This is a genomic window from Hoeflea phototrophica DFL-43 (assembly GCF_000154705.2).
In the GTDB taxonomy this organism is placed as follows: Bacteria; Pseudomonadota; Alphaproteobacteria; order Rhizobiales; family Rhizobiaceae; genus Hoeflea; species Hoeflea phototrophica.
In genome coordinates this window covers 3416643-3440918 of record NZ_CM002917.1, presented here as the reverse complement: position 1 = coordinate 3440918, position 24276 = coordinate 3416643, and the positions used below count along the sequence as shown (strand labels likewise).

Genomic DNA, 24276 nt, shown 5'->3' with positions numbered 1-24276 from the left:
CTTCCCTGTGGCAATCCACAAAACGGATCCAATTTCATGACCCTCGAACCTCTTGTTCATGCAAACTCCGCAATCCAGCTTCACGTCCTTGCCGTCATACCGGCTGCGTTGATAGGCGGTTTCATGCTGTGGGCCCAAAAGGGCACGTGGTTGCATCGCTTGTGCGGCCGGGTGTGGATTACACTCATGGTGCTGACGGCGCTGTCCTCGTTCTTCATCCACGAAATCAGGCTGATTGGTGACTTTTCGCCGATCCACATGCTCTCCATTGTCGTCCTGGCGAGTGCGTTCGAGGTGGTGCGATCTGCGCGGCAACGCGATTTCGTGCGTCACCAGCGGGTGGTGAAGTCGCTTTATTTCGGCGCGATCGGAATTGCGGGTGCCTTTACGTTGATGCCGGGCCGCATCATGCATGATGTAGTCTTTGGTCAGGCGTCGCGAGTGGACGCGGAAGCGCTGGCTATGGCGGGGATGGCCGGACAGATTGCGGGCGGCGCGCCGGTCTGGGTCTGGCCGTTGCTGATTGCGCTGATCGCGCTGGGTGTGAGCCGCAGGCGCGACCGCGAGATGGCCGTCTGGAGGCTGCTGCTGCTGCCCGCGATCCTGGCCGGACTGTCGGTGTTCATGGCGGTGAGCAGCCAGTTGACCGGTTCGGGTCTGGCTGCGGCGATGGCCGCGGTGGCGGCGGGCACTCTCGCGGGCTGGTGGTCGCTGCGCCATTCACCGGCGATTCTGCTTGACCGCAACCGGGTGCGGGTTAAGGGCGAGGTGGTTTCCTTGATCGCAATCCTGGTGATCTTTGTTGCCCGTTTCGCCTCCGGTGCGGTTTCCACCACCCATCCGGAATTGGCGCAGACGCCTGTGATCTCGGCCCTGTTCGCCGCTGTGCCGCTTTTCTGTGCTGCGCTGATGGCCGCACGGGCGCTGGCCCAGGCGGGAATCAATCCACTGCAGCGGCAAAGCAAGCGCTTCATCGGGGCCGCGGACTGTTGAAACTGGTTGCGGCGGCCCGTACAAACACTGCATAAGCAAATGCTGAAACCGCCGGGGAGTTTGAAGCATGGACTGGAAGGGCCGTCGCCAGAGCGACAACATCGAAGACCGGCGCGGATCCCGCTCGCGCGGCGGCAATCCCTTCGGCCGCGGCGGGATGCGGCTGCCCTCGGGTGGCATCCGGCGCTCGGGCCTGAGCTTCAAGACCATCCTGATCATCGGTGTGGTCTATTTGGTGCTCAAGCTTGTCGGCATCGACCCTTTGCAGCTGCTTGGTGGTGATCCCGGCGCGATTCTCACGGGCCAGCCCTCCGCACCGGCAAACCAGATTTCGCCGGCCCGGCAGGACGAGATGACCCAGTTTGTCGCCACGGTGCTGGCGGAAACCGAGGATGTCTGGAACGGCATCATGCAATCACAGGGCTTCGACTATCCTGAGCCGACACTCGTGCTGTTTTCCGGCGCGGTGGCGTCGGCCTGCGGCAATGCCAGTTCGGCATCCGGGCCGTTCTACTGCCCGGGTGATCAGAAGGTTTACATCGACCTTTCTTTCTTTGACGAGCTGGCGCAGCGGTTCAAGGCGTCGGGTGATTTCGCCCAGGCCTATGTGATTGCCCACGAGGTTGGCCATCACGTGCAGAACCTGATTGGCGTGCTGCCGAGATTCAATCAGATGCGGCGTTCGATGAGCCAGGCGGAACAGAACCAAATGTCGATCCGGGTCGAGCTTCAGGCCGATTGCTTTGCGGGCATCTGGGGCCACTACACGGCGCAGAAAGGCCTGCTGGAACGCGGTGACCTGGAAGAGGCGCTCAATGCGGCCCAGCAGATCGGCGACGACACCATCCAGCGCCGCACCCAGGGCTATATTGTGCCTGAAAGTTTCAGCCACGGCACTGCCGCGCAACGCAAGACCTGGTTCGCCCGCGGCTTCGACAGCGGCCGGCTCGAAGCCTGTGATACGTTCAACAATCCGGTGTGATGGGCTTGCCACCAATCCTGCGGACACGGGAAAAATACTTGCCGGTTGCCGGAAGCAGCTTCACATCGGTCCGGTCCTGGGTCGTTGCAATGGGACTGTTTTGGTTCCAGGAGAGCGGAAAGGGCATTTTCCCGGGGCCTTGCGGATTGATCCGATCGGCAATAAAGCCGCTCGATTGAGGCTGCAACGCGCTGACTATTGTAGTCGATCCATAAATCAAACGGGCTGCTCCCGATTCAAAGTGAATTAACTGTCTATGATTTATCTTGTCTCACTATTTGTGGAGCCCGATTTGCCGTGAACATTCCATATGGCCTTAATGTGCCAAAGCCCATCATCAGGACTGTTGCACGTCCGGTACCATCCGGAACGATGGATCTGGATGTTTCGTCGACCGGGCTTCCCCAGATCCTTCTGATCGAAGATTCGGTGGCTGTGGCCAATCTGGTCGTGACCCGCCTGCAGGAAGTCTCGAGCGCCAAAATTTGCTGCTGCTCTTCACTTTCGCAAGCTCGCGAGGCGATCAAGGTTGAGCGTTTCGCTTTCGCCGTCGCCGGTCTGAACCTGCCCGACGCCAAGGGCGATGAGATCCTGTCTGTTCTCGAGGAAGCCGGGATTGCCACGATTGTCTATACGGCCAAACATGATCCCGATGCGGAATCGCGTTATGCGGAAATGCAGCTGCTTGATTACTGCGTCAAGGACGATAGCGGAGCGCTGAACAGGGTGGTCCAGACCGCAAACCGTGTTCTCGGGAATGCGCATATCAAAGTTCTTGTGGTGGATGACCAGCGCAGCGCGAGAATGAGCCTTGTGGAAGTTCTTGCGCGACACAATTTTGACGTCTGCGAGGCGCGTTCGGGCAGCGAAGCACTTTCCATACTCGAAGCTGAACCAGATACTCATCTGTTGATCACGGACTACAACATGCCCGATATGGATGGGTATCAACTGGTGCGTGCGATCCGGCAAAACCCGACGCATACGGCATTGCGAATCATCGGTGTCACATCATCCTCCGACCGGCGTGTCAGCGCGCAGTTTCTCAAGGCCGGTGCAAATGATTTCATGTATCGGCCGTTGTTGCCGGAAGAGTTTCAGTGCCGCATCGACAGCAATGTCGACACCATCAAGCTGGTCAGTCGCCTGCGCCACCATGCTGAGCGGGACCAGCTGACGAACCTTCCGAACCGGCGATACTTCTTTGAGGCGGTGTCGAAACTGATGTGTGAAGACCAGGCGAAGGGTCTTCAGAGCGCAGTTGCTCTACTGGACATAGACTTCTTCAAGAAGGTCAACGACACCTATGGTCACGAGGCGGGTGATGAAACCTTGCGTGCAATTGCCAGGTCCCTGAAAACAGCACTTGGGCGGACGCCGCATATGGCCGCACGGCTTGGTGGCGAGGAATTCGCAATCTACCTGCGCGGACTGGAAGGGCAGGGAGCCCACGACTTCTGCGAGGCAATCCGAAGCTCAATCGAAGACACAAGGATTGAGCTTCGCAATGGCAAAATCATTGCCGTTACGACCTCTGTCGGTCTTGTCGATATCCACGCCAATGAACCGGTGGACAATCAGCTGCATGCGGCTGACCAGCTGCTGTACATGGCGAAAGCTGGCGGACGTAACCGCGTGTTTTCGGAACTGTCCCTGGCCCAACAATGATCGCCGGACGCAGGACTTGATGTCCTTGGATGCGCTTTTCCGGTTTGCTCTGCAGGGGTTCGTCAATGTTTTTGCCCGCCTTGACAGTCTCCGGATCCAACAAGACTGTTTCCTGCGCGACACGCCAAATCTGTTACTCAGCCATTCCGGCCGCGGCCCCAGCCATAAGCGGTTGCCATGCTCCTGAGGCGGGCGCATAAGCGCTCCTGAAACGTGGGTCTGCGAAAAGGTATCTGGTCATGGCTTCGGGTGCGCTGGGTACAGCCGACGGGCAAAGCTGGGGTGCGCATGCGCGTGCCACGCTGGCGCTTGGGCTGCCGCTGGTCGGCACCCAGATCGCCCAGATTGCGATCACAACCACCGATGTCGTGATGCTGGGCTGGTACGGCACCGAGGAACTGGCCGCCACCGTGCTGGCCTCGCAGGCGTTTTTCGTCGTCTTTATCTTTGGTATCGGCTTTTCCAGCGCGGTCTTGCCGTTGGCTGCGCAGGCTGAAGGCCGCAACGATCCCACCCATGTGCGCCGCTCGGTGCGAATGGGCATGTGGATACTGCTCTTGTTTTCGGCTCTGGTGATGCCTTTGCTTTGGTATCTGGAACCGGTGCTGGTCGCGCTCGGCCAGAAACCCGAAATTGCAGCGCTCGCCGGTGACTATATCAGGATCGCGCAATGGGGCATGTTCCCGGCGCTGATGATGATGGCATTGCGGTCGTTTTTCGCCGCCCGCTCAAGGGCCGGGATTGTGCTCTGGTCGGCGCTGATCGGAACGCTGGTCAACGGCGTTCTCAATTACCTGCTGATCTTCGGCCATTTCGGCGCGCCGGAGATGGGCGTGCGCGGTGCGGCGGTGGCCTCGGTGATCAGCTCTACGGTGATCTTCCTGATCATGGCCGGCTGGGCCCTGTTTCATCGGGCTCACCGCGACTACCGGCTGTTCCAGCGGTTCTGGCGGCCGGAATGGCCGGCCTTTTTCGAGGTTTTCCGACTTGGTTTGCCGATCGGCTTCACTATTCTGGCCGAGGCCGGCCTGTTCATGGCCGCCTCGTTGATGATGGGGTGGCTTGGGACCGTGCAGCTGGCTGCCCATGGCATCGCCATCCAGCTCGCCTCGATCAGCTTCATGATCCCGCTGGGCCTTTCCCATGCGGCCACCGTGCGGGTGGGGCAAGCCTATGGGCGTGGCGACCGGGTGTCGCTGGCGCGTGCGGCGCACACCGTAATGGGTTTGGCGGTGGTGATATCATTTGCTGCCGGGCTGTTGTTCTGGCTGGTGCCTGAAGCGCTGATCGGGCTGTTCATCGATGAAACCAATGTGGATGCGGCGGATCTGCTTGCGGCGGCGGTGCCGCTGCTTCTGGTCGCAGGCGCGTTTCAGATGGTGGATGCCATCCAGGTGATCGGGGCAGGGCTTTTGCGTGGCCTCAAGGACACCCGCATTCCCATGTATGTCGCCATGATCAGCTACTGGCCCATTGGCCTGTCAACGGCCTACGGGCTGGGCTTCGGGCTCGACCTGGGTGGTCCGGGCATCTGGGCAGGCCTTGCCATCGGCCTGGGTGTTGCCGCGGTGCTGCTCAATGTGCGCTTCGCCCGGCGCGAGCGGTTTTTGGATGTGAAGGGGTGAGCGGCATTGGCCGGGGCCCTGTCATTCATTCCAAGCCATGGGCCAACTCGGTAACCATCTTCCGTGTCGCCTCGTCGGCCGGGAACAGGTGTTCGATCTTCCAGTCGGCCAGCGCAATGTCTTCGGCAGTGGAGAACTGGCTGATGGTGGAGAAGAAGGACAGGGTCACGTCTCCCAGCCTGTAGCGGGTGGGGATGACGGCCTCGCTTCCGGTGCCCGGACCGGGTGCTGCGGCGTCCACGCATGCGCTCAGCTTCGTGGCCATCTCCTCGAGCCAGGGGTCGCCGCCGAGATGGGCGGCTTCGGCGCGCAGGCGGTGGATCAGGTGCTGCGCCACCTCCTGCCAGTTCTCGATCAGCGCCGGCAGCCCGGCCTCGTCGAGCAGCGCTTCCACGAGGTTCGCGTCGGCTGACAGCCCCAGTTGCCCGAGCATCATCGTGGCCATCGCATTGGCGCGGACGATGGTCCAGCGGCGATCAAGCACCATGGCCGGGTAGGGCATGTGCCGCTCCAGCATCCAGTCGAGCGCCGAGGCGATCGGGCCCATCTCGGCCTCGTCCATCGCCCTTGTGCGGTAGCTCGGCGCGAAGCCGGCCGCATTGAGCATCATGTTGCGCGAGCCGCGCGGCACCTCAAGCACGCCGCCGAGATTGAGCACCATGGCGCGGCTGGGGCGGGCGCGGCCGGTTTCGAGAAAGGAGATGTGGCGCGCCGAGACATTGGCGCTGAGGCCGAGGTCGAGCTGGCTGAGCTTTCGCGCCTCGCGCCAGTGCTTGAGCAGGTCTCCGAATTGTGTGGTCATCGCCGTCTCCTTCGCCGCGGTTGCAGCACTTGTTCAAGCGTCCGAACGTCACCCATCATAGAGAGGCGGCAAGGTCTGTCACTTACCTTCAAGGTAATTGCGCAGCGTCGGGTGGGGCGCTCTCATGGCATCGTCAACAAGGGAGTTTTCGACATGGACATTGCAACTAAGCAAACCTGGCTCAAGGCCGCTTCGGCCGTCGTCATCGGCTTCGGACTGCTGCTGGCCGCCGGCGCCTGGCCGCCGCTGGCCGGGCCGGTAATGATACTCGCGGATCTGCTGATCTGGCCGATGGATGGGCTGCAAACTCTCGCACTGCCCGAAACCCGTGTCTTCATGGCGATTTCCGGCGGCGTCATGGTCGGCTGGGGCGTGACGCTGTGGAAACTGGCGGATTATCTGATGCCCGAACACCTTGCCGCCGTCCGCTCGATCACCATGACCGGGCTCTACAGCTGGTTCGTGGTGGATTCTATCGGGTCGATCGCAGCCGGTGTGCCGCTCAACGCTCTCGCCAATCTCACCTTCGTGATTCTGTTCCTGCTGGTGTTCCGCAGTCCGCGCCAGGCGCACGCCTGAGTGTTTTCGCGGTCTTTCAGGTCGCCGCGGCGGGCGTCCCCTGCCGCGGCCTTGTCCTTGAGTATGGGCTTGAGCGCGTGTCGTCCGGCCGCTTGACTTCAGCGCTCCGAAAGCGAGGGCTCACCCTGACGTTCGCGCACGAGGTTCATGAAGCGGCGGAAGAGATAGTGGCTGTCCTGCGGGCCGGGCGAGGCTTCCGGGTGATGCTGCACCGAGAACACCGGCTTGCCGGCCAGGCGCAGACCGCAATTGGTGCCGTCAAACAGCGACACATGCGTTTCCTCGACGCCTTCGGGCAGGCTGTCCGAATCCACCGCAAAACCATGGTTCATGGACACGATCTCGACCTTGCCGGTGGTGTGATCCTTGACCGGGTGGTTGGCCCCGTGATGGCCCTGATGCATTTTCATCGTGGTGCCGCCGAGCGCCAGCGCCAGCATCTGGTGGCCAAGGCAGATCCCGAAGACCGGAATGCCGCTGTCGACCAGCTTTTTGATGACCGGCACCGCATATTCGCCGGTGGCCGCCGGGTCGCCAGGGCCGTTGGACAGGAAGATGCCGTCGGGCGCCATCGCCAGAATGTCCTCGGCGCCCATGTTGGCAGGCACAACGGTGACCTTGCAGCCAAGCCCTGAGAAAAGCCGCAGGATGTTGCGCTTGACGCCATAATCGATGGCGACGATGTGGGCGGTCGTTTCGCCATTCTCCGCGAATCCCTGATCCCAGACCCAGGGGCCTTGCGTCCAGCTCGATGACTGGCCGGATGTTGCATCCTTGGCCAGATCAAGGCCTTCCAGGCCGCTCCACGCTGCTGCCTGGGCCGTGAGCGCAGGAATATCGAAATTGCCGGACGGATCGTGCGCGATGACTGCATTGGGCGCACCGTTTTCGCGGATCCAGGCAGTCAGGGCGCGGGTGTCGATGCCGGAAAGGCCGATAATGCCGCGGGCCTTGAGCCAGGCGTCAAAATGCTTGGCCGAGCGGTAGTTCGATGGTTCGGTCACGTCTGCCTTGAACACGGCTCCAAGCGCGCCGGTGCGCGCCGCCGGGGTCAGATCCTCGATGTCCTCGTCATTGGCGCCGATGTTGCCGATATGGGGGAATGTGAAGGTCACGATCTGTCCCATATAGGATGGGTCGGTGAGGATCTCCTGGTACCCTGTCAAAGCGGTGTTGAAGCAGACCTCCGCCTGCACCTGGCCAGTGGCGCCCACGCCCTGGCCCTCGATGACGGTTCCGTCGGCAAACACCAGAACGGCAGTTGGCTTGGTCTTGGTCCAGGGGCTCGTGGTCATGTCCGCTCCATTGGCTTTGCCCTGTCGGCATTGACGGGCCTGCATTGTCACCACTTGCGCCCCTTGATACGAGGCAGGACAGTGGCCATTTTACTCAGGAAGAAAGCCGGACGCGGAATGCAGTTCCCGTGTCCAATGCGCGCTCCATCCAGTCATGCAGATGCCGGTAAATAGACAAGGCTCGGGCTGCGGTCAATCAGCCCAGCCTGCCTGCACAGGCAATAATTTGCTTGAACAGGACGTGGCGCTAAGGCTAATCCTGTGAACCTGTGACTGCAGGTCCCCGATGTGGACGTAAGAAACTGCCGGAGATATTTTGATCATGCGCGAACGTTTTAACGAAACGCTCAAGGATGCCATTCGCAGCAAAGACTCGCGCCGCGTGTCGACGCTGAGGTTGATTCAGGCTGCAATCAAGGACCGTGATATTGCGAATCGCGGTGCCGGCAAGGATCCCGTCAGCGACGAGGAGATTCTCCAGATCCTGACCAAGATGATCAAGCAGCGTGAAGAATCTGCGGCGATCTATGAGGAAAATGCCCGGCTTGAACTGGCTGAGCAGGAACGCGATGAAATTGCCATCATTCGCCAGTTTCTTCCCAAGCAGCTTCCGGAAGAGGAAGTGCGTGAGTTGTGCGCCGGGGTCATCAACGAGACCGGTGCGCAAGGCTTGCGCGACATGGGCAAGTGCATGAACGTGCTCAAGGAGCGCTATCCCGGTCAGATGGATTTTTCCAAGGCAAGCGGAATGGTAAAAGGCCTGTTGCAATAGGCCTGTGTCGCCGCCCCTTGCATGGGTGGTAAACTTTTGTCTGGAAAACGAGAATTGCGCTCCGGCTTTGGCGCAATAGGCTAGATTTCGCTTATTGATTGTGTGGGTCGGCGCGGCTAACGGTCAGGTCCCACGTTCCTGGCGCTTTTTTAGCCGTGCCTAGGTTTTTCTCACAGAAGGGCTGTTGATGTCGCGAGAGGTTGTTTCACCTATACATTTCGTTTGGGTTCGCGAGGGGGCGCGTGCCGAAACCAACCGTCCGCTGTTTCCGGCAAAAAAAGCGGACGATTCACTGGGCGTGCGCCGATTTGCACGCCGCAATGGCGTTCGCTTTGCCATTTGTGCCAAGGATGATGGGCAGGGCCGGCGCGTGCTTGCCGGCCCCAACAGCTTGCGTCTGCGCAAGACAAAGGGCGATCCATTTGCCGGTGAGCAGATGTGCCGGATGTTGATCCGCCCCGTTCTTGCGACGGAGGCTTGATTGATGAATGCGCTTTCAAATCCTGTTTATTCCACACCGCTTTATGAACCAATTTCCAAGATCCGGACCACATTTGATGCCATCCAGGTGCTGCGAAAGACCTGCTTAAGCTATGGTTTTCGCTATTTTTCGGTGCTGACGATACCGGCGATGGTCTCGGAAAGCGCACAGGTGATGTCCCACATATCGGTGATTTCGAGCTGGCCCCCGGAGCTGATCGCCGACTATGATCGTCTCGAGCTTGGCAAGAACAGCCCGGTGCTTGAGAGGCTGCGCAAGCAGATCACGCCGCTTCTGTTTGAAGTTGAAAACATCGACAGTGAGCGCGATGGCGCCGAGCAGGCATCCGCCAAGGAGCTGTTCACCCGTTTCGGTGTGACAATGGGTGTCTATTTTCCGGTGCAGGATGGGCGTGGCCAGCGGTTTGCCGTGTGCTTCATGGGGGCGCGCAAGCCGCTTTCCGCGACGGAGCTGCCGTCATTGGCGATGTTCGCAACCCTGCTGGTGGACCAGCTTTCTCAGATCACCGCAAACGAGGACACGGCCAAGCTGGTTCTCAATGCCCGGGAAACCGAAGTGCTGCAGTGGACCGCAGAGGGCAAGACGAGCGCGGAAATCGCGCGGATCACCGGCCTTTCCGAGCACACGGTCAATCATTACGCGACCATTGCCACCCAGAAGCTTGGCTGCTCCAACCGCACCCAGGCTGTGGTTCAGGCCATCCGGCTGGGCTTGTTCCGCTAAAGCAATTCCAGGAAAAGTGGGAACCGGTTTTCCGTCCGGAATTGCGCTGCGGCCAAGCAATTCCAGGAAAAGTGGGAACCGGTTTTCCGTCCGGAATTGCGTTGTACCCAAGCAGTTTACGGAAAAGTGGCCCATAGGACCGGTCTGGCTTGGGCGACAAAGCGGGTGCGCCTTGTGCAAAACCGGGAGAGGCTCGCCAAGGTCTTTGCCTGTCCGGCGCGCGAGGCCTATATAGGGTGTTGTCCCTCAACCATTGCCAGGCACCGGAGGCCTATCGGATCTTGCGGTTTTCCCCGTCCTTTCTTGACGACATCCGCGAGCGCGTCCCGATCTCGGACGTGATCGGGCGTCATGTGACGTGGGACCGGAAAAAGACCAACACGTCGCGTGGCGACTGGTGGGCCTGCTGCCCGTTCCATGGCGAGAAGAGCCCAAGTTTCCACTGCGAGGACCGCAAGGGCCGCTACCATTGCTTTGGCTGCGGTGTGTCGGGCGACCATTTCAAGTTTCTGACCGAGCTGGAAAACCTGAATTTCCCTGAAGCCGTGGAACGGATTGCGGATATGGCGGGCGTGGCCATGCCTGCGCCTGACCCCGAGGCTGCGCGCCGTGAACAAAAGCGCGCCAGCCTGGAAGATGTGATGGAGATGGCGGCGGAGTTCTTCGAAAGCCAGCTTCAGGGCGCGGAAGGTGCCAAGGCGCGCGCCTATCTGCGTGACCGCGGCCTGTCGGGGCGCACCATCGTAGCCTTCCGGCTTGGCTACAGTCCCGACAGCCGCAGCGCGCTCAAGGAGCACCTGGCGTCACGCGGCGTTGACAAGGACCAGATCGAGGCCTGTGGCCTGGTGGTGCACGGGCCCGATATCGCTGTCTCCTATGACCGGTTCCGCGATCGCATCATGTTTCCGATCCTGTCCTCGCGCGAGCGTGTGATCGCCTTTGGCGGGCGGGCGCTGTCTCCCACTGCGCCAGCCAAGTATCTCAATTCCAACGAGACCGAGCTGTTTCACAAGAGCAATGTTCTTTACAATTTTGCCCGTGCCCGGCGCGCCTGCGGCCAGGACGGCACCCTGGTCGTTGTTGAGGGCTATATGGATGTGATCGCGCTGGCCCAGGCCGGCGTCGAGAACGCGGTTGCGCCGCTGGGCACGGCGCTGACGGAGAACCAGCTCAAGCTGATATGGCGGGTCACGCCTCAGCCGGTGCTGTGCTTTGACGGCGATGAGGCCGGCCAGCGCGCCGCCAACCGCACCGCCGATCTGGCACTGCCGCTGATCGCGCCGGGCCGTTCGCTGCGCTTTGCGGTGCTGCCACCGGGCAAGGATCCCGACGATCTGGTGCGTCAGGACGGCCGGGCGCCGTTTGATCAGCTGCTGGAACAGGCGCGCGCGCTTGCCGATGTGGTGTGGAGCCGGGAGGCCGGGTCCGGGGTGTTCGAGACACCTGAAAGCCGCGCCGAACTTGAAGCCAGGCTGCGCCAGATCACCTCGCAGATCGCCGATGAGAGTGTCCGGCGGCATTACCAGCAGGACATGCGCGAGCGGATGCAGGCGTTTTTTGGCGGTGGCGGCTACGGGCAACGAAATGGTGATGGACGCGGCGGCTACCAGCGTGGCGGCGGCGGCCGTGGCGGATCCGAGCGCGGTTATGGTGGCGGGCGTGGCGGCGGGCCACAATCGATGCAATCGTCACGCGGGCTGGCGGTGTCGGAGCGGCTGACACGCTCCGGGCTGGTGCGCGGTCATGGCGAAATGCCGTCGCTGCGCGAAACCGTGCTGGTGATGACGGTCGCCAACCATCCGCAGATGCTGCACGAGGATTTTGACGAGCTTTCGACGCTGGAATTTGACGACAAGGGGCTGATGCGGATCTGGCAGGTGATGCTTGATGCTGCATCGGTCGGCGGGCGGTTTGACCGCGAACGGCTCTATGAAGCGTTGGAGGCGGAGGGGCAGGGGGAGTTGCTCGCCCGTCTGGAAAGCCAGGTCCGCAACGCGCGGATCTGGACCGCGACCGTGGAGGCCGCTGCCGAAGACGCCCGTGAGGGCTACAGCCAGGCGCTGGCGCTGCACAAGCGAACCCGGGATCTCAAGTGGCAAAAGGCCGAGCTCGAACGCGACATCGTCGAGTGCGAGGATGCCGAGCAGAGCTACGCCATCATGGCGGCGCTGCAGCAGGTGCAGCTGGAGATTGCCCGGCTCGAGAACCAGGAGGCCATTATCGACGGCTTCGGCGTATTGTCCGGGCGGGTCAAGGGTGGCCGGGGCCAGGCCGGTTGAGGCGGCAGAAGTCGCGATTCTGCCTGGGCGCATGGGATTCTGCCCTGGCCCACTTGTGTCGCCGGATCAGGCTCCTACATAGGGGGATCGGAGTTCCGGATCCAGCCTCGGCTATGGCGGTGAAATCGGTGAATCTGGCTGTAATTGCCACAAAGACCCGGTTTTTGCCCGTTTGGCCTTGACGGAGCGGTTTTTTGTGGGAATCACCTAATGCGTATCGCGTTGGTCAGATTTAATGCGTTCACTGAGGATGGCGACTTGGCGCTTGCTGGGCAAAACCCTGGACACTTCCTCGATGAATGCTTGCCGCTGCGCGACGCGAAAATTGACGAAACAGGAATGGTATCACGCGGCTTGTGGGGTGAGCGGTGGTGCTGGACCATCCGGCCATCTTCACGGTGGCAGGGCCTAATGGCTGGCATGGTTAATAGGGAATTAAGCATCGGTAGGCCACAACAATCCGGATGATTGGCGACAAGAGCCCGTTATCGGCGGGGTCAGGCGCCGGTTCGCAGGCACCAGGCTGACATCAACCGAATGAGATCCGGGGAAAGTGACTGTTCATGGCAAGCAAGGTAAAAGAAGCAGCAGACGACACCGAGAACGAGCGCGAGGCCGGTGGGCCTGACGGGCCGTTGCTCGACCTGTCGGATGATGCCGTCAAAAAGATGATCAAGACCTCGAAAAAACGAGGTTACGTTACCATGGACGAGCTCAATGCTGTTCTGCCGTCGGAGGAAGTGACCTCCGAACAGATCGAGGACATCCTTTCGATGCTCTCCGATATGGGCATCAATGTGGTCGAGGAAGACGAGGCCAGCGAGGACAAGGACAGCGACGACGACTCTGCGGAAACGAGCGAGGGCGGCGAAGTTGCAACCGCTGGCGGCACGGCCGTTGCTGCCACAAAGAAAAAAGAGCCGACCGACCGCACCGATGATCCGGTGCGCATGTATCTGCGCGAAATGGGCTCGGTGGAGCTACTGTCGCGCGAGGGCGAAATCGCCATTGCCAAGCGCATCGAGGCAGGCCGCGAGACCATGATCGCGGGCCTCTGCGAAAGCCCGCTGACCTTCCAGGCGATCATCATCTGGCGCGAGGAGCTCAATGAGGGCGCCACGCTGCTGCGTGAGATCATCGATCTGGAAACCACCTATTCCGGTCCCGAGGCCAAGGCTGCGCCGCAGTTCCAGAGCCCCGAGAAGATCGAGGCTGACCGCAAGGTCGCCGAGGAGAAGGAAAAGGCGCGCGCCGAGAAGGCCAAGTCCGACGACATCACCAATGTCGGCGGCGAAGGTCAGTATGAAGAGGACGATGACGACGACGACGAGAACAATCTCTCGCTCGCCGCCATGGAAGCGGAGCTGCGCCCGCAGGTGATGGAAACGCTCGACACCATCGCGGACACCTACAAGAAGCTGAGAAAGCTTCAGGACCAGCAGGTCGAGGCCCGCCTTGCCGCCACCGGCACGCTGTCGCCGGCTCAGGAGCGCCGCTACAAGGAGCTCAAGGAAGCTCTGATCACTGCGGTCAAGTCGCTGTCGCTCAACCAGAACCGCATCGACAGCCTTGTCGAGCAGCTCTACGACATCAACAAGCGTCTGGTTTCCAATGAAGGCCGCCTGCTGCGCCTGGCCGAAAGCTATGGTGTGAAGCGCGACGACTTCCTGGCGCAATATTCCGGTGCCGAGCTTGACCCCAACTGGATGAAGTCGATCGCCAACCTGTCCGCCAAGGGCTGGAAGGATTTCGCCAAGTCCGAATCCACCAACATTCGCGACCTGCGTGCCGAGATCCAGTATCTGGCCCAGGAAACCGGCATCTCGATCTCCGAATTCCGCCGCATCGTGCAGATGGTGCAGAAGGGTGAGCGCGAGGCGCGCATCGCCAAGAAGGAAATGGTCGAGGCCAATCTCCGCCTGGTGATCTCGATTGCCAAGAAATACACCAACCGCGGCCTGCAGTTCCTGGATCTGATCCAGGAAGGCAATATCGGGTTGATGAAGGCGGTGGACAAGTTCGAATACCGCCGCGGCTACAAGTTTTCGACCTATGCCACCTGGTGGATCCGGCAGGCGATCACCCGCTCGATCGCCGACCAGGCGCGCACCATCCGTATTCCGGTGCACATGATCGAGACCATCAACAAGATCGTCCGCACATCGCGCCAGATGCTGCACGAGATCGGCCGCGAGCCGACTCCGGAAGAACTGGCCGAAAAGCTCGCCATGCCGCTCGAGAAGGTGCGCAAGGTGCTGAAAATCGCCAAGGAGCCGATCAGCCTCGAAACGCCGGTCGGCGACGAGGAAGATTCGCATCTGGGAGACTTCATCGAGGACAAGAACGCCATCCTGCCGATCGACGCGGCGATCCAGGCGAACCTGCGCGAGACCACCACCCGCGTGCTAGCCTCGCTGACGCCACGCGAAGAACGCGTGCTCAGAATGCGCTTCGGCATCGGCATGAACACCGACCACACGCTTGAGGAAGTCGGCCAGCAATTCTCGGTCACCCGCGAACGCATCCGCCAGATCGAGGCCAAGGCGCTGCGCAAGCTCAAGCACCCGAGCCGGTCACGCAAGCTCAGGAGCTTCCTGGACAGCTGATGGATTCTCTCTCCTCTGGTGGGAGAGACTTCGAAGCGATTGCCGTAGGCAAGAGATCAACACAGTTGATTTCAGCGCACGAAGGTTGCCTGCCGCCCTTGCTGTCGCCAAGCGACAGAAGTCGCAAGTGAGGGGGCAACTCCCAAACTCAAAACCCGGCCATAGTGCCGGGTTCTTTGTTTTCCGCCAGCCGCCGTAGCTGGGCTTTCTTGTGAGCTTGCCTGACCACGCGGTTCGCAATGGCAGTTGCTTTCTTCACAATTTGGTTGCGTAAAAGGTTACGGTCAACCTTACCGACTAATTAATCAAAAAATATGAAAAATTACAGGTATCGTTCAATAATGAAATGATTTCTTAATGTGACAAGCAAGATATTGCCGCCCGGGCATGAAGCCTCCGAACCGCCTTCAAGGCGCCTGTTTGTTCCAACAGATTATGCGAGGCCGACATGTCCAATCTGCTTACGAAACTCACCATCTCCAAACGTATTGCGCTTGTGGTGGTGCTTCCGCTGATCGCCTTGCTTGCGGTTTCACTCATCAGCTTTACCAGCACTTTGAAAGAAAATTCGGAGGCGCGGTTCCTGGCTGAACTGGTCGAGGTTGTCGTCGAGCTGGGCGATCTTGTTCACACGATGCAGACCGAGCGCGGAACATCCGCCGGCTTTATCGGATCAGGTTCGGATGCGGCGCAGGCGGCGATGCTTGCTGCGCGGCTGAAGGTTGATAGTGAAATCAAGCGCTATCATGATGTCGTGGAACATTTTGGCCATCTCACACATGGCGAGCTTTATGAGAGCTTTGTCGAGATTGAAGAGGAAGTCAAAGGTATCGCCGCGCACCGTGCGGCGATCGACGCCAAGTCCATCAGCCTGGATGCTAACCTCGATTTCTATGCCAAGATTATCCATCATGTGATGGACGTCGGGTTTCACGCGGCCCAATTGTCTCCGGATGTCCGGGTGGCCACGCAGATCGTGGCGCTGACCGATCTTGGCGACGTCAAGGAATATGCAGGTCTTGAACGCGGACTTGTGGCGGGCGCCATTGCCACTGGAGAGTTGGCCGAGAAGAACTATCTCGAGTTCAACAAGGATATCGGGAAGCAGAACCTTCTGACCGATCTCTTCCTGGCCAACGAGCCTGCCGACAAGCGCGAAAAATACAAAAAACTCCTGAAAGAGGCCGGCATTGACCGGGTCCAGGAACTTCGCACCGCATTGATCACCGCGCACGGCGATATCAAGGCCTCCGGAATTGATGGCAAGACCTGGTTCGACGTGACGACCGCGCGCATCGAAGCGCTCAGAGCAATGGAAAAAATGGTTGCCGAAGACATCCTGCATGATGTCGAAGCAATCGCCGGTGCCGGTACGCGCCACATGATTGTTTCGGGAGCCAGCAATCTCGCTGTGATCGTTGCAGTGGCGGTGGCTGCGTTGCTGGTGATCCGTTCGATCACCGGTCCGCTGGCGGGGCTTACCCAGGCCATGACCAGCATTGCCCGTGGTGATCTCGATCTCACTGTTCCGGGGCAAAAGCTTACCGATGAGATTGGCAGCATGTCCCGGGCCCTCAAGGTGTTTCAGGATCAGGGGCTGGAGAAGATCCGCATCCAAGGCGAAATCGAGCAGCAGCGCTCGCTCACCGATCAGGAGCGCTCTGCCCGTGAGGCTGCAAAGGCGGCTGATGCGGCTGCAACCGATCACGCCGTGGCAACTTTCGCGGATGCGCTCAACCAGCTTGCCGAGGGCAATCTGATGGTGTCGATCGACACACCGTTCTCCGCGGAGCTCGACAAGTTGAGACTCAACTTCAATGCGGCGGTTGAGCGCCTGGGCGACACCATGTCCCGGGTCAAAGGGGCGATTGATCCTATCAATGCGGGCGCCGGTGAAATGCGCGCCGCGGCGGACGATCTGTGCAATCGCACGGAACAGCAGGCCGCAGCGCTTCAGGAAACGTCTTCGGCGCTTGAGCAGATCACTGCAACGGTCAGCCACTCGTCCGTCAGCGCGCGCGATGCGTCCAAGATGGCTGCCGAGACGCGCAAAAGCACCGATGATTCGCTTGTCGTCGTCCGCAATGCGGTTGAGTCCATGGGCAAGATCGAGAGTGCGTCAGGCCGGATCAATTCGATCATCGGTGTGATCGATGACATCGCATTCCAGACCAACCTGCTGGCGCTCAATGCCGGTGTTGAGGCTGCCCGCGCCGGGGAAGCTGGCAAGGGGTTTGCCGTGGTTGCTCAGGAAGTGCGCGAGCTGGCACAGCGCTCGGCGACGGCGGCCAAGGAAATCAAGGAACTGATCAGCGAGTCCTCGGTTGAAGTGGCCGATGGCGTCAAACATGTGACCGCCACGGGCGAAGCGCTCGATCTGATCGCCCAGCACATCAATGACATTTCCAAGCATATCGAGAGCATCGCGACGGCTGCAAGCGAGCAGTCCACCGGGCTGAACGAATGCAACAACGCGGTCAGCAGCCTGGATCAGTCCACCCAGCAGAACGCCGCGATGGTGGAAGAGACCACGGCCGTGACCCACCGTTTGGCGAGCGACAGCTCAGAGCTCGCCGCGCTTGTCGGGCAGTTTCGCTTCGCCGAGACCAATGGATCTGCGAAACAGGGTCAGCGCCGCGCGGCTTGAGCCAAGGCGGACGCAAGCCGCACCGGTTTTGCCGGTGATCGAAAGCAAGGGCGGTGCTCAGGCGGCGGGGATTTCGAACTTTTCGTGATCCTTGCTGCTTGAGCCCGCCCGGCCTACCCGCCAAACCCCTGATTTTCCCAGGCCGTGCGCACCGCTTCATTCTCCAGTACATGGGCAACCAGCGTTGCGATCTCCGGCAGTTGCATCGCCGGAGCGTGCCAGTCGGCGAGCATGGCGGCATAGACATCGGTGATGGTCATGGTCTCGCCGAGCAGGAACGGCCCTTCGATGGCTGAGGCGATCTGGGCGAAGTCGCGGTCCATGTCGAGAGCTGACTGCCGCTTGATCGCCGCGGCCGCCGCGGGGCTTGTGTCTGTGGTGTGGCGCTCGGGGTAATAGTAGCGCAGGTCTGCGGTGTAGATGTTGGCGCTCATGAAGATCAGCCATTGCACGGCCTTGGAGCGTCCCGGCGTGCCGTGCGGCGGCAACAGCCTCGCTTCGGGCAACAGATCATCGAGCACCAGCAGGATCGCGGCACTTTCGGCAATCACCGGGCCCGAGGGGCAGGCGAGCACCGGCACTTTCCCGGCCGGGTTGAGCGCCAGGAATTCCGGCGTCTGGCACATGGCGCTGTCTTGCATCTCGACACAGTTGAAATCCGCGCCGATCATGCGCAGCGCGGCCTCGATCACCACCGATCCCGAGCCCCGCCTCCAGTACAGCGTGTATCCGCTCATCTGCCTGTTCCTCCGTGGGTTCCGTGTTGCTCACCGAAGTCTTCGCAGGCGCCGGGCCGGCGGGCAAGCGCGGATTTGATCAGGCCGGGATTTGATCGGGCCGGGTCCTGCGGCCGCCAGCGGTCCTGGATCAGGGCGCGTAAACCCGTCGGCTCCCATGCAAATGGTTGAAAACATCAATGTGATCACAAAGCTTTGCTGCAGTGCCCTCAAAGACACGCATTTGCTGCTATGGAATGCGTCATGCGTGTTTTTCAAAGCGTCAGGTTCGGACCATTCGCCAGGGGATTATCCATCTCGCTGGGTCTGCATGGCCTGATCCTGGCCTGGCTGTTCCTGGACCCGAGCTTGCCCGAGCGCCCGCCGGAGCCTGAAGATACCGCGATTGAGGTCACGCTGGTCCCTCCACCCGAACCTGAGCCAGAGCCTGAACCTGAGCCCGAGCCGGCTGGGGAGCCTGAGGCTGACCCGGTGGAGGAGGCCGTACCGGAAGAACCGGCACCGGAGCCGGAGCCGGAAGTCGTGGAAGAGCCAGCGCCCGAACCCGAAGCCCCCGAACCCGAGGCCCCGGAACCCGAGGCCCCGGAACCGGAACCCGAGCCGGAACCTGAGCCTGAGCCAGAACCGCAATCCCCGCCCGAGGCGGCCGCGTTGCCAACGCCGCCGGACGCCATCGCGGCGGATCGCATCCCGATACCCACCCTCAGGCCGGTGTTCGAGTTTGGCGAGGAGGAGCGCGGTTCGGAGCCGGCGCCCGATGGCGGACGCGTCGACGCGCCCGAGCCGCCAGCGCAAGACGCGGCAACCGACCCGGTCGAAGACGCAGAGACCCCGGCACCAGGTGAGTCGGACTCCGCCATCTCCCTGCCGGAGATTGCCTTGCCGGAAAGCGGTCTGCCCGAAAACGGTTTGGGTGAGGGCGAGGGCCTGGGGGAAGCGGCCGAGGCCACCGTTGCGCCAACTAACACCACGGTTGAGGAACCGGCCGAAACCGTACCGCCTTCCGAATCAGAGCCGCTGGCAAAGGCCGAGCAGCTGTTTTCACCGGATCTGACGCAGAACCGGGCGGCGCTGACGGCGTTGGGCGATCTGCCGCGCGACGTGCGCGCCAGCCAGCTTTGCACCACCGAGCTGCGCGAACAATTGCGCTACGGCGCGCCGCCCTTCCGCCCCGAATTGCTGCCCGCCTACCAGCTCGAAAGCGGCAATGTGCTCGCCGTCCCCAATGCCGCCTTCCGCGCCGATGGCGCCTGGTACAATCTCAATTTCCGCTGCACCGTCGACGACGGCGCCCTGCGCGTCATCGACTTCGCGCTCAAGGTCGGCGACCCGATTCCGCGCGAAGAGTGGCGGGCAAGGGGCTTTCCGGATTTTTGAGGGGTCGCCCTGATCTCCCCCGCAAGGAGGGACATTGAGGTTCGCTGAACGTTGCTGGCTCTGGGGAAAATCCGCAATGGCAAGTCCAGCAATTTCAATGGTCTGTCACAATGCATCCCCCAATTTCATCCCCACTTCCGGCATCCGTGCCATCATTTTCGCACTCCCGTCACCGGATGGACCCGAAAACGTACCGGGCCAGGCGGGAGGAAGGCCTCCCGGTTTCTGCGGTAACGTGCGGCAGGACGACGGAGGAGGCGGTGCACCGGCGGGTTCCGCTGGCAGCAGGATCAGCCCTGAGGGGTTTCCTTGAAGGGATGATCGGCCAAGCCAGCCACCGGAGAACCCCTTGTCCCTTGTGCCGGCCAGCGCCGGCCGGCAGCCGGGACGGGGGAGGAAACGGGCCTGTGGCGGGCCGCCTTGCGGATGCGGAGCGGGCGTTTGACATCCTGTTCGGCGCTTGGGCGTCTTCGCATTTTCAACGCAAGGTCAGGCACGTGCCGGATGAAGCCGGATGCCGTTTTGAGCCGCTCGTGTCCGGGTGGCGATTAAGCGGCACGCGACCGCCTGTCGGATGCGGACACCATCCGGCGGCAATCGGGCCCGCGCGCAAGCTGCGCCACCCAGCATGTCTCGTCTCTGACGGAACATGCACACCAACCAAATTTCCGAACGGCACAGCCTGCGCGCGGCCCTCCGGACCTTCACCTGCTTCGAACCCGCCGGCGGTTTGCGCCGAAGGGGGATCTGGCGTGCGCGGTGACGCGCGTTGCCTGCGCCGCCGCATCGTTCTGCATGATACGGGCAGTGAAGTGATGCTGCCCTCTTGCCTGATTGTCGTGGCCTGTGGCACCAGTGCTGAAACTGCAATTCCCTTCCGGAGACCACCATGAGCCGTGATGCCACTGCCGCCCTGATCCGCACCTATCTTGAGGCCTTCAACGCCAAGGATTTTGACGGGATGCTTGCCTGTCTCGGCGAGGATGTGATCCATGATGTGAACCAGGGCGGGCGCGAGATCGGCCGGGAGAAATTCCGCTGGTTCAACGCCAGGATGACCCGGCATTATGACGAAAACCTCGCCGACATCGAAATCATGGTCAATGAGAGCGGCAGCCGGTCGGCGGCCGAATTCACCGTGCATGGCAGCTATCTTGCCACCGACGAGGGGCTGCCCGAGGCCAATGGCCAGCGCTATTCGCTGCCCGCCGGCATCTTCTTCGAAATCGATGACGGGCTGATCAGCCGGGTAACGACCACCTACAATCTCAATGACTGGATCGCCCAGGTGAAGGCCGGCTGAGCCGATGGTTGCTGGTGCGCTGTCCTTTTCGGTGCTTGCGGCAAGCGAGCTTGAGGCAGCGCTTGATGATCTGGCGCGGCTCAGGATCGCGGTGTTTGCCGACTGGCCTTATCTCTATGATGGCGATCTTGACTATGAGCGGCGCTATCTCAGCCGCTTCGCTGCCTCCGATGGCGCGGTGATCGTGGCCGCGCGTGATGGCTCCGGGCGCATGGTGGGGGCGGCAACGGCCGCACCGCTGGCCGATCATGCGAGAGAGTTCGCGGCCCCCTTTGCCCGCGCCGGGCTTGATCCGAAGGACTTTTTCTATCTCGCCGAATCGGTGCTGCTGCCCGGGTATCGGGGGCAGGGCGCGGGCCGCGCCTTCTTCGAGATGCGTGAGGCGGCAGCGCGCTCGCAGGGCTTTGAGAAGGCCGTGTTTGCCTCTGTGGTGCGGCCTGCCGATCATCCGGCGCGGCCAGCGGACTATGTGCCGCTCGACGCTTTCTGGCGGCGCATCGGCTATAGGCCGCTCGAGGGTTTGCAGGCCGAATTTTCCTGGCGCGATGCGGGGGAGGCTCACGAAAGCGTCAAACCGCTCCAGGTCTGGGGCCGTGACATCTGAGACGGCGAAATAGAAGGCTGGTGGCGGTGGCGTAGCGCGCCCGGGGAGCATCCCGTCTAGCTGAACGCAACATGAATGGAGGGTTCCGGTTCGGTTCAGGCGGACGGGTCTAGGGTGGTCTCAATCGATCAGGCTAACCGGTCGAGACAACAGGCCAGAGACCCAGATCCAGCCCCAAAGCTCAGGCGCAACGCCGCCAAACCAGGAGAACCGCCATGAACACCATGTTCCGCAATGCCCTCGCAGCCATCGTCGTCGCAACCGCCGGCTTTGCCGCCTCCGCTCCCGCCGCCACCGCCGGCGATGTCGGTTTCAGCCTTTCCATTGGCGGCGGAGGCAGCGGTTTCATGATCCATGACCGTGACCATCGCGGCGGCTGGGATCGCCATCATCGCGGTGGATGGGACCGTTTTGAAGGCCGCCGCGGCTACGACCGGGGCTTCTGCAAGCCGCACCGCGCGCTCAAGAAGGCCCGCCACATGGGCGTCCGTCGCGCCGACATCGTTCGCGCCGGTTACCGCCGGGTTGTCATTGAGGGCTTCAAGCACCACCGCCCGGTGCGGGTTGTTTTTGCCAATGAGCACCGTTGCCCGGTGATCGCCGTCCGCCGCTAGAGCCGCCACACAACAGCTTTTGACACAAAACCCCGGGAGCTCAGCGTCCCGGGGTTTTGCTGTGTCAATTCAGGCCCTGGCGTTGCTACTGGTCGATTTCCCAGGTGACGCTGACGGTGACGCGATACTCGCTCTCGCCGGCTGCCACCGGGACCGCGTCCGCGGATCTGGAGGCCATTGCCATCTCGGCCTGCATCATCGGTATTGGAGCGCTGCCGCGGGCGTTCTCGGACACCTGCTTGATGCGGCCAAGCTCGACGCCGAGCGCTTCGGAGATTGTCTCTGCTTTGGCTTTGGCCTTGTTGACCGCGTCAATGCGGGCGGTCTGGCGGATCGCCTCCTGATCATCATTGGTGAACAGGATGTTGCCACCCTGGTTGACCCCGAGGCTGACCGAGCTGTCGAGAATGGCGCCAAGGCGGGCCAGGTCGCGAAGGCGCACGGTGAGCGTGTTGTTGACCGTGTAGCCGACGATCCGCGGCTCTTCTGCCTGGTTGTTGGTTTGCTGCGGGTAGACCCAGCGCGGCTGGATCGAGAAATTGCCTGTCTGCAGATCGCGCTCGGCGATGCCTTCGGCCTTCATGGCTTCGAGAACCTGGCTCATCGCCTCGTTGTTGGCATCAAGGGCCGCGCGCGCGGTTTCAGCTTCGCGCAGCACGGTCAGCGAGATCACGGCCATGTCGGGTGCAATTGCGGCCACGCCTTCTGCGGACACGGTGATCACACCGGGCTCAGCCGCGCCGGCCTCCTGGGCATGGGCGGCAGGCTGGGGCGCGAGCAAGCCCGCGGCAAACAGGCCGGCTGCGAAAGCGCCCGCGACAAGCGCGCGGCGGCGCGCAAGCAATGCTGAGGTCATGAAAATCTCCGATCCGATTGGTGCACAATGTTGTGACGGCCCTTTTCTGGCGCGCGAATGTGGACGCATTGCGGCGAGCGGCTTTAGCCTGCAAGCGTTCTCTTCCGCTCAAGGCTGTGCGGTGTCAGGGTTTTCGGCCGGTATAGAGCAACCGTTTGGCTGTAACGCCGGGGCTATGGCCTGGGGCTCGCGCACTGTGCCCGGCATCGCAATTGCGTGCTTGCGCCTTCTTGTGAAGGCAGATGTTTTGGGCTAAACCGCCAACCTCCGGACGGTCAGTCCGGTCGAGGATATTGGCCACAATTTTTGCAATTGCGGCCTGCGCGCAGCACAATGGGCTGCCGTGACCCTCCGGGCCTGTAGCTCAACTGGTTAGAGCCGTCCGCTCATAACGGATTGGTTGGGGGTTCGAGTCCCTCCGGGCCCACCATTTCTGTCCATCGCCACAACAGGGCGGACTCAGCCACCACAAGTCCGGACTCGTCGCCACATAAGTGCGGACTCAATTAAGATTCTTGTTGATTTTTTGGGAACATGTGCGGTATAAGAAAGTTGTAATTTGAGCTTCTGCGATGAAACGCGTGGAGGTAGCTAGCGATAGAGCGACTGACGCAGTATACTGCGGATAGCGCTAGCCCACTGGGGGAGACCTCAGTCATACGGTTACGCCGATGGGCCGAAAGGCTTGGTAGGTCGAGTTGGAATACCACTAAGGGCGGCTTTTGCCGCCTTTAGTTTGCTGAATTCCAAAGACAGTCTCTTCCACAACTCGTCCAAACGGGGCTCGTCTCCTGACATCAATGCGCAACTCCTTTGCGTACGCGCTCTCTACGTACAGAATCACCTCATGTCGCCCATTGTTCTGGATACCTGTTCCTTTCACATGAAAGAAAATATAGTATCTGTCTCCGTGCTTCAATGGAGGCTCCATAGCGAGCACAAGACTCATCCAATTGCGTTTTTGCGTGAGATTAACTCCGGTCCCTGGTTTACAAATAAGCGAATTAAGTAGATGAGGAAGTTGTATCGATCTTGCATATCGATCAGGGCAAAAAACTCTGTTTTTTATATTGCCTTCAACAGCGTAGCAGCCCTCTACGAAAGGTAACTGTTCGTCTGTGTAACAATGATCGGTAAACATCGTGGTAACGTCAAAAACTACCGTTTCACCAGTGACTTTTCGCCACTCGAACGAGTCAGTTCGGGCCCACAGGTGCTTCAGCGAAAAGTCGGTTCCGAGATGTGTGATTTTTTCAGGATGTTGCAAAAAAAACTACCATAACTCGGCCAAAAGTTAAACGCCTAACGCGAA

General features: G+C 61.0%; 19 protein-coding genes and 1 tRNA gene. 16 read left to right on the top strand and 4 right to left on the bottom strand.

The features are described from left to right. Positions 1-36 precede the first annotated feature (36 nt). The 4 genes from HPDFL43_RS21735 (at position 37) to HPDFL43_RS16220 (ending at position 5268) form a co-directional block, all read left to right on the top strand. Complete coding sequence (locus HPDFL43_RS21735; protein WP_007198473.1) at positions 37-993, top strand: DUF2306 domain-containing protein; 957 nt, start codon at positions 37-39, stop codon at positions 991-993. Between the two features lie 67 nt (positions 994-1060). Next, positions 1061-1975 (top strand): KPN_02809 family neutral zinc metallopeptidase, encoded by a 915-nt coding sequence (gene ypfJ / locus HPDFL43_RS16235; RefSeq protein WP_007198472.1) that lies wholly within the window; start codon positions 1061-1063, stop codon positions 1973-1975. A gap of 297 nt (positions 1976-2272) precedes the next feature. Then, positions 2273-3643: a GGDEF domain-containing response regulator gene (locus tag HPDFL43_RS16225; protein WP_245271057.1), complete on the top strand. Its 1371-nt coding sequence runs from the start codon at positions 2273-2275 to the stop codon at positions 3641-3643. 239 nt (positions 3644-3882) lie between these two features. Then, positions 3883-5268, top strand: a complete 1386-nt coding sequence (locus HPDFL43_RS16220; protein WP_007198469.1) for an MATE family efflux transporter — start codon at positions 3883-3885, stop codon at positions 5266-5268. A 25-nt stretch (positions 5269-5293) separates the two neighbouring features. Here the strand turns inward: HPDFL43_RS16220 and HPDFL43_RS16215 are convergent, their stop codons facing one another. Beyond that, the gene (locus HPDFL43_RS16215; RefSeq protein ID WP_007198468.1) at positions 5294-6070 is read right to left on the bottom strand and encodes a helix-turn-helix domain-containing protein; all 777 of its coding nucleotides are present in this window, start codon (positions 6068-6070) and stop codon (positions 5294-5296) included. Positions 6071-6223: 153 nt separating this feature from the next. On the opposite strand from HPDFL43_RS16215, the gene HPDFL43_RS16210 reads away from it, so the two are divergent. Continuing rightward, positions 6224-6649 carry a hypothetical protein gene (locus HPDFL43_RS16210; protein ID WP_007198467.1) on the top strand — a complete coding sequence of 142 codons (426 nt, stop codon included), beginning with the start codon at positions 6224-6226 and terminating at the stop codon, positions 6647-6649. Positions 6650-6747: 98 nt separating this feature from the next. Here the strand turns inward: HPDFL43_RS16210 and carA are convergent, their stop codons facing one another. Beyond that, a complete protein-coding gene (carA, locus tag HPDFL43_RS16205) occupies positions 6748-7944 on the bottom strand; it encodes a glutamine-hydrolyzing carbamoyl-phosphate synthase small subunit (RefSeq protein WP_040450387.1) in 1197 nt (398 codons plus the stop codon). A 322-nt stretch (positions 7945-8266) separates the two neighbouring features. On the opposite strand from carA, the gene HPDFL43_RS16200 reads away from it, so the two are divergent. From HPDFL43_RS16200 to HPDFL43_RS21470, 6 genes are all read left to right on the top strand, one after another. After that, positions 8267-8716, top strand: a complete 450-nt coding sequence (locus HPDFL43_RS16200; protein ID WP_007198465.1) for a GatB/YqeY domain-containing protein — start codon at positions 8267-8269, stop codon at positions 8714-8716. Between the two features lie 187 nt (positions 8717-8903). Beyond that, positions 8904-9197: a hypothetical protein gene (locus HPDFL43_RS16195; protein ID WP_007198464.1), complete on the top strand. Its 294-nt coding sequence runs from the start codon at positions 8904-8906 to the stop codon at positions 9195-9197. A gap of 3 nt (positions 9198-9200) precedes the next feature. Then, positions 9201-9941 carry a helix-turn-helix transcriptional regulator gene (locus HPDFL43_RS16190; protein ID WP_007198463.1) on the top strand — a complete coding sequence of 247 codons (741 nt, stop codon included), beginning with the start codon at positions 9201-9203 and terminating at the stop codon, positions 9939-9941. Between the two features lie 281 nt (positions 9942-10222). Further along, entirely contained in the window at positions 10223-12220 is a 1998-nt protein-coding gene (gene dnaG / locus HPDFL43_RS16185) for a DNA primase (protein WP_040450386.1), read from the top strand. A 563-nt stretch (positions 12221-12783) separates the two neighbouring features. Next, on the top strand, positions 12784-14826 hold the full coding sequence (gene rpoD / locus HPDFL43_RS16180) for an RNA polymerase sigma factor RpoD (protein ID WP_007198461.1): 2043 nt from the start codon (positions 12784-12786) through the stop codon (positions 14824-14826). Between the two features lie 448 nt (positions 14827-15274). After that, positions 15275-17473, top strand: a complete 2199-nt coding sequence (locus HPDFL43_RS21470; protein WP_007198460.1) for a methyl-accepting chemotaxis protein — start codon at positions 15275-15277, stop codon at positions 17471-17473. Positions 17474-17586: 113 nt separating this feature from the next. Here the strand turns inward: HPDFL43_RS21470 and HPDFL43_RS16170 are convergent, their stop codons facing one another. Then, positions 17587-18210 carry a glutathione S-transferase family protein gene (locus tag HPDFL43_RS16170; RefSeq protein WP_007198459.1) on the bottom strand — a complete coding sequence of 208 codons (624 nt, stop codon included), beginning with the start codon at positions 18208-18210 and terminating at the stop codon, positions 17587-17589. 243 nt (positions 18211-18453) lie between these two features. On the opposite strand from HPDFL43_RS16170, the gene HPDFL43_RS16165 reads away from it, so the two are divergent. The 4 genes from HPDFL43_RS16165 to HPDFL43_RS16150 all read left to right on the top strand — a co-directional run bounded on the left by HPDFL43_RS16165 (position 18454) and on the right by HPDFL43_RS16150 (position 22108). Next, positions 18454-19587: a DUF930 domain-containing protein gene (locus HPDFL43_RS16165; protein ID WP_156970305.1), complete on the top strand. Its 1134-nt coding sequence runs from the start codon at positions 18454-18456 to the stop codon at positions 19585-19587. Positions 19588-20476: 889 nt separating this feature from the next. Beyond that, positions 20477-20890 carry a ketosteroid isomerase-related protein gene (locus tag HPDFL43_RS16160; RefSeq protein WP_007198457.1) on the top strand — a complete coding sequence of 138 codons (414 nt, stop codon included), beginning with the start codon at positions 20477-20479 and terminating at the stop codon, positions 20888-20890. A gap of 4 nt (positions 20891-20894) precedes the next feature. Continuing rightward, positions 20895-21494 (top strand): GNAT family N-acetyltransferase, encoded by a 600-nt coding sequence (locus HPDFL43_RS16155; RefSeq protein ID WP_007198456.1) that lies wholly within the window; start codon positions 20895-20897, stop codon positions 21492-21494. A gap of 215 nt (positions 21495-21709) precedes the next feature. Continuing rightward, positions 21710-22108 (top strand): hypothetical protein, encoded by a 399-nt coding sequence (locus HPDFL43_RS16150; protein WP_007198455.1) that lies wholly within the window; start codon positions 21710-21712, stop codon positions 22106-22108. Positions 22109-22193: 85 nt separating this feature from the next. Here HPDFL43_RS16150 and HPDFL43_RS16145 read toward each other — a convergent pair whose 3' ends face one another. Beyond that, entirely contained in the window at positions 22194-22964 is a 771-nt protein-coding gene (locus HPDFL43_RS16145) for an SIMPL domain-containing protein (protein ID WP_040449287.1), read from the bottom strand. A 353-nt stretch (positions 22965-23317) separates the two neighbouring features. Here HPDFL43_RS16145 and HPDFL43_RS16140 point away from each other — a divergent pair. After that, positions 23318-23394, top strand: a tRNA-Ile gene (locus HPDFL43_RS16140). Positions 23395-24276 lie beyond the last annotated feature (882 nt).